Here is an 8,862-nt window from a genome sequence, read left to right on the forward strand (position 1 = left end):
AGGGGAGCCTGTGCCGCGGGGTGAAGCAACGGCCGGCGAGGTGGCCTCGCCTTCGACAGGCGCGCATCATAAGGCCATTGCCCGCGCCACGGACGGCCGTGATGCGGCCTTTGCCCAGGGAAGCCCCATGTCGTTGAGCCGCTTGTCAGACTCGCCCGCGCCCGCGCGCTGGATCGCGCGCAGCGGCGCGCTCGCCGCCGCCACCGGCGCCGCCTTCCTGCTGTGGGTGCTGGTGCTGCAGGGGCTGCGCGGCGACCTGTCCTGGACGCAGGCGCAGTTGAGCCTGTACCTGCATGGGCCGTATGGGCTGTCGCTGCGCGTGGCCTATTGCCTGCTGGCCCTGTCGATGTCGCTGCAGGCGCTGGCCGTGCAGGCGAGCCTGTCGCCGGGCGCGCGCAGCGGCGCGGTGCTGGGGCTGTTCTGGGCCGCGGCGGCTGGCCTGGCCGCGGTGGCCATCGGCGACAGCTACCTGCCGCAATACGCCCCGAACCTCGCGCCGGCCGTGCACCTGCTCTCGGCGCAGGCCGCGTTCCTGTGCGTGATCGCCGCCATCTGCCTGCAATCGTGGTACTTCGGCCGCGACCCGCGTTGGCGCGCGCATGCGCGGCGCGCGGGGCTGCTGGGTGCGGTCGCCTTCGCCGTGCTGTTCGCGCATGTCGTGCTGCGCTGGGGCCCGCGCGGGCTGGGGCAAAAGAGCGCGATCGTGCTGATCGTCGCCTGGCTGATCGCGGTGGGCGTGCAACTGGCGCGCGGCCCGGGGGCTGCGCACGCCGTGCGAACGCGTGCCAATGCGATGCCATCCACAAGGGAGGAATCCTGATGCAGCGATATGAAACCGGACCGCGCATGTCCGAGATGACCGTGCACCACGGCGTGTGCTATCTCGCCGGGCAGATCGCCGAGGACGCCACGCAGGACATCAAGGGCCAGACACGCCAGGTACTGGCGGAGATCGACCGTCTGCTGGCGCTCGGCGCGAGCGACAAGACCAAAATCCTGCGCGCGGAAATCTTCCTGGCCGACATCGCCGACTTCGCCGCGATGAACGAAGTGTGGGACGAATGGGTCGCCCCGGGCTTCACTCCCGCGCGCGCCACCGTCGAGGCCAAACTGGCGTGCCCGGACTGGAAGATCGAGATCGTGATCACCGCGGCGATCTGATCGACGTAGATATCCCGCGAGGCGCACGCTTTCCGATCCGCGCGCATTGAACGATCGGGCACTGAGGGCAGGCGCTTTTCCGCGACCTTAGGCGACAAGGAGGTCGCCTGTCCGCCTCGTGGCAGGGATTCGCGGCGCGTCCCGGAAAGGGCCTGCTCCCGGGGCGCCGCGCGAACAGGACAGAACGACGCGCCGCCGGGCAGCCGCGTCAAACCGCCCGCAATTCGATGCAGTCCACCGGGCACACCGGCACGCACAACTCGCATCCGGTACACAGCGGCGCGATCACCGTATGCATGAACTTGGCCCCGCCGATGATCGCGTCGACCGGGCAGGCCTGGATGCACTTCGTGCAGCCGATGCAATCGGCCTCCACGATCCACGCCACCTGCGCCGCCTTGTGCGCCCCGCGGCTGCGGTCGTAGGGCACGGCCGGCACATCGAGCACCGCCGCCAACGCCCGCGCCCCGGCATCGCCGCCGGGCGGGCAGTGATCCACCCCGGCGTCCCCGCGCGCCATCGCCTCCGCATAGGGGCGGCAGCCGTCGAACCCGCACTGGCCGCATTGGGTCTGCGGCAACAGGCGGTCGAGGCGTTCGACCAGATCGGGAAGCGGGGAAGTCATGGCGTGGCGTCAGGCTGCGCGATGGGAAGTCAGGCGATGCGACGTCCGCGATACCAGCGCTCGTGCGCCAGCGCGAGCATCGGGCGGTCCTCGCGGCTGTCGCCGTAGGCATGGATGCGTTCGTAGCGCGACAGATCGTAGCGCGCCCGGATATCGGCCGCTTTGTGGCCGCCGCGGTCACCGCCGGCATAGCGTCCGGTCAACCGTCCCTCGGCGCTTTCCAGCCGGTTGCAGATCAACCCGAGTCCGTGCCGCGCGCACCACGGGCGCAGGTAGCTGTCCAGCGAACCGGACACCAGCGCCACCTCGTGGCCTTGCGCCTGGTGCCATTCGATCCGCTGCATCATCTCCGGCCGCAGCACGCCCGGCAGCACCTCGTCGGCATAGCGGCGGCCGGCGTCGAGGATCTCGCCTTCGGCGCGATCCGTGAAAGCCATGCGCGTCGCGCGCACCCGGAGGTCACTCGGCGACACCACGCCGGTGCGATAGGCCAGCACCCACGGCCCCATCGTCCAGCGCGCCCGCGCCCGCTGCGCCGGCGTGGCGATCCGGCGCAGGAAACGCGAATAGGTGTCGCACACCGTGACGGTGTAGTCGAAATCGAACAGCGCCAGCTGCACGGCTTCAGCGCACCGGCATGCCCGGCTGGGCGGCGCTGTCGGCGTCCAGCAGCGCCAGCGCGCCACCGTCGAAGCCGGCCGAGAGGATCATGCCCTCGCTCAGGCCAAAGCGCATCTTGCGCGGGGCCAGGTTGGCGATGAACACCACGTTGCGGCCGACCAGCTTCTCTGGCTCGCCGTAACTGGCGCGGATGCCGGAGAAGATCTGCCGCTTGCCCAGCTCGCCCGCATCGAGTTCGAAACGCAGCAGCTTGTCCGAGCCTTCGACGAATTCACAAGCCAGCACCTTGCCGATGCGCAGGTCGAGCTTGGCGAAGTCTTCGATGCCGATGTGGGCGGTGTCGGCTTTCGCGGCTTCGGCTGGCTTGGGCGCGGTCGCGGCTGAAGCCGCTCCTACAGCGGCGGTTTTCGCGGCGGTCGGGCCGGTGGCCGCCGGCGCGGCTGCGGCGAGGGTGTCCTTGGAGGCTTCGGTCATGGCGTCGATCAGTTTCGGGTCGATACGGGTGAACAGGGCGGTATACGGCTGGATGACATGGCCCTCGGCCAGCGGCGCGGCGATGTCTTCCCAGCTGGTCATCGGGGCGGACAGGAACGCCTCGGCCTCGGCACTGGTGCGCGGCAGGATCGGCTTGAGCGCGGCCACCAGCACGCGGAACAGGTTCAGGCCCTGGGTGCACACCGCCTGCAGCTGCGCATCGCTGCCCTCCTGCTTGGCGATCACCCAGGGCTTGGTCTCGTCGATGTACTTGTTGGCCTCGTCGGCCAGCGCCATTGCCTGGCGGATCGCACCGGCCGGGTCGTTGCGCTCGTAGGCTTCGCGGATCGGGGCCAGCGCTTCGACGAAACGCGCGTATTGCGCCGGGTCCGGCAGCGCATCGGCGAGCTTGCCGTCGAAACGCTTGCTGATGAAGCCGGCGCAGCGACTGGCGAGGTTGACGAACTTGCCGACGAGGTCCGCGTTAACTCGTGCGATGAAGTCGCCCAGGTTGAGGTCCAGGTCGTCCACGCCGCCAGAGGACTTGGCCGCGAAGTAGTAACGCAGCGCTTCCGGTTCCAGGCCCACGTCCAGGTAGGTGCGCGCCATCACGAAAGTGCCGCGCGACTTGGACATCTTCGCGCCGTCCACGGTGAGGTAGCCGTTGACATGCAGGCGCGTGGGCGCGCGCTGGCCGGTACCGTGCAGCACCGCCGGCCAGAACAGGCCATGGAAGTTGACGATGTCCTTGCCGATGAAGTGGTGCAGCTCCGTATCGGTGCCGGCGGCGAGGTGGCGCTCGAAGTCCTCGCCGATCTCGGCGCACAGGTTCTTGAAGCTGCTCAGGTAGCCGATCGGCGCGTCCAGCCACACGTAGAAATACTTGCCGGGGTGGCCGGGAATCTGGAATCCGAAGTAGGGCGCGTCGCGTGAGATGTCCCACGCGCGCAGGCCACCGTCCGCGTCCAGCCACTCCATCAGCTTGGCTTTCACGCCGGACAGCGCGACATCGCCGGCCAGCCATTCCCGCAGGAAGGATTCGAAACGGCCGACCTCGAAGAAGAAGTGCTCCGAGTCGCGGATTTCCGGCGTCGCGCCCGAGATCACCGACTTCGGTTCCTTCAGTTCGGTCGGCGCGTAGGTCGCGCCACAGACTTCGCAGTTGTCGCCGTACTGGTCCGGCGTGCCGCAGTTCGGGCAGATGCCCTTGATGTAGCGGTCCGGCAGGAACATGCCCTTGGCCGGGTCGTAGAACTGCGCCACCCAGCGGCGGCTGATGTGCCCGGCCGCGTCCAGGCGCTGGTAGAACGCCTCGGTCAGCTCGCGGTTGGCCGGCGAGTTGGTGGAATCGTAGTGGTCGAAGGCCACGCCGAAGGCGGCGAAGTCGCGCTCGTGGCTGGCCTGGATGCTGGCGATGAACGCTTCCGGCGTCACCCCGGCCTTTTCGGCGGCGAGCATGATCGGCGTGCCGTGCGTGTCGTCGGCGCACACGAACCAGGTCTTGTCGCCGCGCAGCCGGCGCGCGCGTACCCAGATGTCGGCCTGGATATAGCCGACCAGGTGACCCAGGTGCAGCGGGCCATTGGCGTAGGGCAGGGCGGTGGTGACGAGGGCGGTGCGGGACATGGCGGGATGACAGCCTGGCGGGACGCGGGGGGACCGGGGATTATCGCATGGCGGAAACGAACGACCCGGCCGAAGCCGGGTCGCGAAGGACGCAGGTGGGTGACGCGCTTATTCGCGCACCCAGGTCTGCGCCCGGCAGATGAACATGATGCAGCCGGAGACATCCAGCTTCTGGCCACCCGGCTGCAGTTCCAGCTTGGACTTGTAGGTCTTGCCGTTGGCCGGGTCCAGGATGGTGCCGCCGGACCAGTGGCTGGCGTCGTCGGCCTTGAGGTTCCACAGGATGGTCATGCCCTTGACCGGCTTGTTCTTGCGCTCGCCGTCGCACTTGTCGCAGACCGGGTTCGGGCCGCGGTCGGACTGCAGGATCTCGACCACCTTGCCCGACAGCGTGCCGTTGGCGGCCTGGGTGATCTCGACGATGGACTTCACCTTGCCGGTCTTGTCGTCGATGGTCTTCCAGCGGCCGGCGGCCGAATCGGCCGCACTGGCGGCCAGGCTCAGGCCGAGCAGCGGCAGCGCGAGCAGCAGGGCGTGACGGAGTTTGCGCATAGGTCCCCTCCCAGGGCATTCGAGGTTCCCGGCGACGCGCCGGGTGGTGCGCCGACTGTATACCCATCCGGGTGGGTACGGAAACCTCGGCGCGAAGGGGTCAGCCCTGCTCGTACAGCTCCAGCGGCAGGTCGTCGGGATCGGCGAAGAAGGTGAAGCGGCGGCCGGTGTACTCGTCCACGCGGATCGGCTCGCAGGCCACCCCGGCAGCGGTGAGGCGGGCGACCGCCGCGTCGAGGTCGTCCACCCGGAAGGCCAGGTGGCGCAGGCCCTGCGCCTCGGGGCGGCTCGGCCGCGGCGGCGGGGCGGGGAAGGAGAACAGTTCGAGCTGGCTGCCATCGGGCAGGGCCAGGTCGAGTTTCCAGGAATCGCGCGCCTCGCGGTAGACCTCGTGCACCACGCGCAGGCCGAGCACGTCGGTGTAGAAGCGACGCGAGCGGGCGTAGTCGGAGGCGATGAGGGCGACGTGGTGGAGGCCTTGCAGCATGGTGGCGTCCGTCAGCGGGGGAGCGGGGATGATCGCACGCGCCCGGCGGCCACTCGCGCGCTCAGCGATCGCCGTACAGGTAGCGGTGGGCGATCTTCAACGCGAGTGGATAAGGCGCCGGCTCGTCGCGGTTGGTGAGCACGATCACGGTGAAGTGGCGCGCGGGATAGCGCACGATCACGTTGCGGAAGCCGATGCTCTCGCCGCTGTGCCACAAGGTCTCGCCGTTGATGCGCCAGCCGAAGCCATAGAACGGCACGTCCGGTTCGGGCGTGGCGGTGGCCGGGTGGAAGGCCTGCTGGAGCGAGGACGCCTTGAGCAGCCGTTCGTCATACAGCGCCGCGTCCCAGCGCGCGAGGTCGTCAAGCGAGCTGTAGATGCCGCCATCGCCGAGCACCGCGCTGGTGAGGCTCTGGTCGGTGCGCTGCCAATGGCCGTCGATGCGGCTGTAGCCGTAGGCGCGGTTCGGCACGTCGTCCACGCCGTCCTGGTGGGCGAAGGTGTCGCGCATGCCCAGCGGCAGGAAGATGCGCGTGCGCAGGAAACTGGCGAAATCCTGCCCCGACGCGCGGCCGACGACCAGCGCGAGCAGCGCATATCCGCCATTGCTGTAGCGATAACCCTGGCCGGGCGTGAAGTAGGTGCGGTCCGATTTTTCCAGCAGGTGCAGCACGTCGATGTCGTGCAGCGCTGTGGCCTGCGTGGGCGGCATCAGGACTTCGTAGTCGATCAGCCCGCCGGTGTGCGAGAGCAGCTGGCGCAGGGTGACCGCATCGGCGGCGGGCGGCAGCGTCGGCAGCCAGCGCTTGACCGGGTCGTCGAGCGAGAGCTTGCCGTCCTCGGCGAGCAGCAGGATCGCCGCGGCGGTGAACTGCTTGCTGATCGAGGCAAGGCGGAAGTTGGTGTGCGGCGTGACGCCGGTAGCGTCCTCCACCACCGCCAGCCCGTAGCCGCGCCGGAACACCGGCTCGCCGTCGCGCAGCACCAGCACTGCCGCGCCGGGCTGCATGCCGTCGTAGTCGCGCATCAGCGCGTCGATGCCCGCATCCGGCGGCGCGATCACCGGTGCCGCCGCCGCGCCGGTGTTCCCGACCAGCAGGCACAGCCACAGGCAGGCACGACGCATGCGGCGATTCCTCAGGGCGGGGTGGACGTGGCCGGCGCGGCGGCGGACGGGCCCTTCTGCGCCTGGATCCAGCGTTCGATCTTCTGCTGCAGGATATCCAGCGGCACCGAGCCATCCTTGAGCACTTCGGCGTGGAAGGCGCGGATGTCGAAGCGCGGGCCGAGCGCGGCCTGTGCCTGCTGGCGCAACTGCATGATCTTCAGTTCGCCCACCTTGTAGGCCAGCGCCTGGCCGGGGATGGCCATGTAGCGCTCGGCCTCGGCGATGGCGTCGGTCTGGCTGGAGGCGGAGTTCTCCAGCATGTAGTCGATCACCTGCTGGCGGCTCCAGCCCTTGGCGTGCAGGCCCGTGTCGACGACCAGGCGGATCGCGCGCCACAGCTCGTTCTGCAGGTAGCCGAAGTAGTTGTACGGATCCTGGTACAGGCCCAGCTCCTTGCCCAGCGATTCGGCGTACAGGCCCCAGCCCTCGATGAAGGCCGTCTCGCCGCCGAAGCGGCGGAAATCGGGCAGTTCGCCCAATTCCTGCTGCAGGCCCAGCTGGTAGTGGTGGCCGGGAATGGCTTCGTGCAGGTAGAGGTCTTCCGCGTCCCAGGTCTTGCGCGAGGGCAGGTCGTAGGTGTTGACGTAGAAGATGCCCGGGCGCGTGCCGCCGGGGCGCATGTAGGAGCCGCCGGCCGCCGATTGCGCGCGGTACGGCTCCACCGGGCGGATCTCGAACTTCGCCTTGGGCTTGAGCGAGAACAGCCGCGGCACGCCGGCATCGACCTTGGCTTCCAGCCCGCGGTAGTAGGCCAGCAGCGCGTCCTCGCTCTGGAAGGTGAAGCGCTTGTCGGTCTGCATGTACTTGAAGAACTTCTGCATCGACCCGCGGAACTTCACCTGCTTCATCACCGCCTGGATCTGCTCGTGGATGCGCGCCACTTCGTCCAGGCCGATCTGGTGGATCTGCTCGGGCGTCAGGTCCGAGGTGGTGCTCTGGCGCACGTTGTTGGCGTACCACGCCGCGCCGTTGGGCAGCGCGCCCATGCCGTCGGTGTTGCGGGTAGCGGGCAGGTATTCGGTGGCGATGAAGCCGCGCAACGCCCGATAGGCCGGCATGAGCTTGAGGTCGATCATGCGCTTGTAGTCGGCGCTGATGCGCTGCTTGTCGGCGTCGGCGAAGGTGGCCGGGAAATTGCGCACCGGTGCCCAGAACAGCGTTTCCTCGGCGGTGGGGCGGATGATCGCATCGAGCTGCGGGATCACTTTTTCCATCAATGCGCGCGGCTGCACCACACCGGCCTTCATGCCTTCGCGCATGTTGGCGATGGCCTGGTCGAACAGTGCCGGCAGCTGGTCGGCGCGGCGTGCCCAGTTGTCGTAGTCCTGCACGGTTTCGAACGGCTGCGCGCCGGTGCCCGAGCCGAGCATGGCCGCGATGCTGGCGACGTTGTAGAACTGGTTGACTGGCTGCATCCAACTGGGGAACTGTTCGGCGGCCAGCGCGCTGCGCGCATCGCGCACGAAGATTTCGTAGCTGAGCAGGTCCTGGCCGCTGAGGCCATCGGGGCCGATGGCTTCCGCCTTGGCGAGCCACTGCGTGGTGAAGTCGTGGCTTTGCTGGCGGAACGCCGGCGAAAGGAAGTTGGGCAGCTGGTCGTCGTAGCGGTGGTCGCCCTGGAAGGTGGCTTGCAGCGGGTTGAGCTTGAGCGAGGCCTGCCAGTAGTCGGCGTAGAGGCGTTCGAGCTGCTGCGCCTTGGTCAGCGCCTTGGCGGGCGCCGCGGCGCGCGGCTTGGCGGTGGTCTTCTTGGCCTTGCTCTTGCCCTTGCTGGTGGACTTGGCCGGGGTCTTGGCCTTGGCCTTCTGCGACTGGCTGGTGGATGCCTTCTTCTTCTGCGTCGCCGCTTCGCTGTGGGGCGCCATGGCCAAGGTAACGGTGGTGGCCAGGAACAGTGCGATCAGGCGGGCGAGGCGGGACGGCATCAACGGGCTCCTACGACAGCGTGGGTTTGGCAGATTGCCGTATCTGGGCCGTTTGGGCCAGTCGGGTGGTTTTTTGCGGCGCGGTCGTCGTAGTTTGTGCGGTTGGGTTCGTCTTCTTACGGTGCGGGCACCGGCCTGGCGGGCATGGGCGTCACGGCTCAGCAGACGTCCTGTCCGATTCGCCGCCGCGGGCCATCCATGGCCCGCTGACGCCCATACCCGCCAG

The 8,862-nt window shown here is 68.6% G+C and carries 9 protein-coding genes; 2 read left to right on the plus strand and 7 right to left on the minus strand.

The window, feature by feature from the left end; all coding sequences use genetic code 11:
• Positions 1 to 127 precede the first annotated feature (127 nt).
• Complete coding sequence (locus tag P6166_RS16840) at positions 128 to 820, plus strand: DUF998 domain-containing protein (RefSeq protein WP_277765588.1); 693 nt, start codon at positions 128 to 130, stop codon at positions 818 to 820.
• The gene (locus P6166_RS16845; protein ID WP_277765600.1) at positions 817 to 1,161 is read left to right on the plus strand and encodes a RidA family protein; all 345 of its coding nucleotides are present in this window, start codon (positions 817 to 819) and stop codon (positions 1,159 to 1,161) included. Before P6166_RS16840 ends, P6166_RS16845 begins: the two co-directional genes overlap by 4 nt.
• Positions 1,162 to 1,369: 208 nt before the next feature.
• On the opposite strand, the gene rnfB is transcribed toward P6166_RS16845, so the two are convergent.
• From rnfB to P6166_RS16880, 7 genes are all read right to left on the minus strand, one after another.
• Positions 1,370 to 1,786: an Rnf electron transport complex subunit RnfB gene (gene rnfB, locus P6166_RS16850; protein ID WP_277765589.1), complete on the minus strand. Its 417-nt coding sequence runs from the start codon at positions 1,784 to 1,786 to the stop codon at positions 1,370 to 1,372.
• Between the two features lie 29 nt (positions 1,787 to 1,815).
• Positions 1,816 to 2,406 (minus strand): HAD-IB family hydrolase, encoded by a 591-nt coding sequence (locus tag P6166_RS16855; protein ID WP_277765590.1) that lies wholly within the window; start codon positions 2,404 to 2,406, stop codon positions 1,816 to 1,818.
• Between the two features lie 4 nt (positions 2,407 to 2,410).
• Positions 2,411 to 4,507: a methionine--tRNA ligase gene (gene metG / locus P6166_RS16860; RefSeq protein ID WP_277765591.1), complete on the minus strand. Its 2,097-nt coding sequence runs from the start codon at positions 4,505 to 4,507 to the stop codon at positions 2,411 to 2,413.
• Between the two features lie 108 nt (positions 4,508 to 4,615).
• Positions 4,616 to 5,059 carry a DUF2147 domain-containing protein gene (locus tag P6166_RS16865; RefSeq protein ID WP_277765592.1) on the minus strand — a complete coding sequence of 148 codons (444 nt, stop codon included), beginning with the start codon at positions 5,057 to 5,059 and terminating at the stop codon, positions 4,616 to 4,618.
• A 100-nt stretch (positions 5,060 to 5,159) separates the two neighbouring features.
• Positions 5,160 to 5,546: a VOC family protein gene (locus P6166_RS16870; RefSeq protein WP_277765593.1), complete on the minus strand. Its 387-nt coding sequence runs from the start codon at positions 5,544 to 5,546 to the stop codon at positions 5,160 to 5,162.
• 61 nt (positions 5,547 to 5,607) lie between these two features.
• Positions 5,608 to 6,672 (minus strand): serine hydrolase domain-containing protein, encoded by a 1,065-nt coding sequence (locus P6166_RS16875; RefSeq protein ID WP_277765594.1) that lies wholly within the window; start codon positions 6,670 to 6,672, stop codon positions 5,608 to 5,610.
• Positions 6,673 to 6,683: 11 nt separating this feature from the next.
• Positions 6,684 to 8,636, minus strand: coding sequence for a DUF885 family protein (locus P6166_RS16880; RefSeq protein ID WP_277765595.1), 1,953 nt, complete (start codon positions 8,634 to 8,636; stop codon positions 6,684 to 6,686).
• Positions 8,637 to 8,862: the final 226 nt, after the last annotated feature.

It is taken from the genome of Stenotrophomonas sp. HITSZ_GD (genome assembly GCF_029543105.1).
Lineage (GTDB): Bacteria > Pseudomonadota > Gammaproteobacteria > Xanthomonadales > Xanthomonadaceae > Stenotrophomonas_A.

Bases quoted from the DNA above. Each gene is read 5' to 3' on its own strand.
- rnfB (WP_277765589.1), bottom strand. From the start codon at position 1,786: ATGACTTCCCCGCTTCCCGATCTGGTCGAACGCCTCGACCGCCTGTTG.
- P6166_RS16880 (WP_277765595.1), bottom strand. From the start codon at position 8,636: ATGCCGTCCCGCCTCGCCCGCCTGATCGCACTGTTCCTGGCCACCACC.
- P6166_RS16870 (WP_277765593.1), bottom strand. From the start codon at position 5,546: ATGCTGCAAGGCCTCCACCACGTCGCCCTCATCGCCTCCGACTACGCC.
- P6166_RS16840 (WP_277765588.1), top strand. From the start codon at position 128: ATGTCGTTGAGCCGCTTGTCAGACTCGCCCGCGCCCGCGCGCTGGATC.
- P6166_RS16865 (WP_277765592.1), bottom strand. From the start codon at position 5,059: ATGCGCAAACTCCGTCACGCCCTGCTGCTCGCGCTGCCGCTGCTCGGC.
- metG (WP_277765591.1), bottom strand. From the start codon at position 4,507: ATGTCCCGCACCGCCCTCGTCACCACCGCCCTGCCCTACGCCAATGGC.
- P6166_RS16875 (WP_277765594.1), bottom strand. From the start codon at position 6,672: ATGCGTCGTGCCTGCCTGTGGCTGTGCCTGCTGGTCGGGAACACCGGC.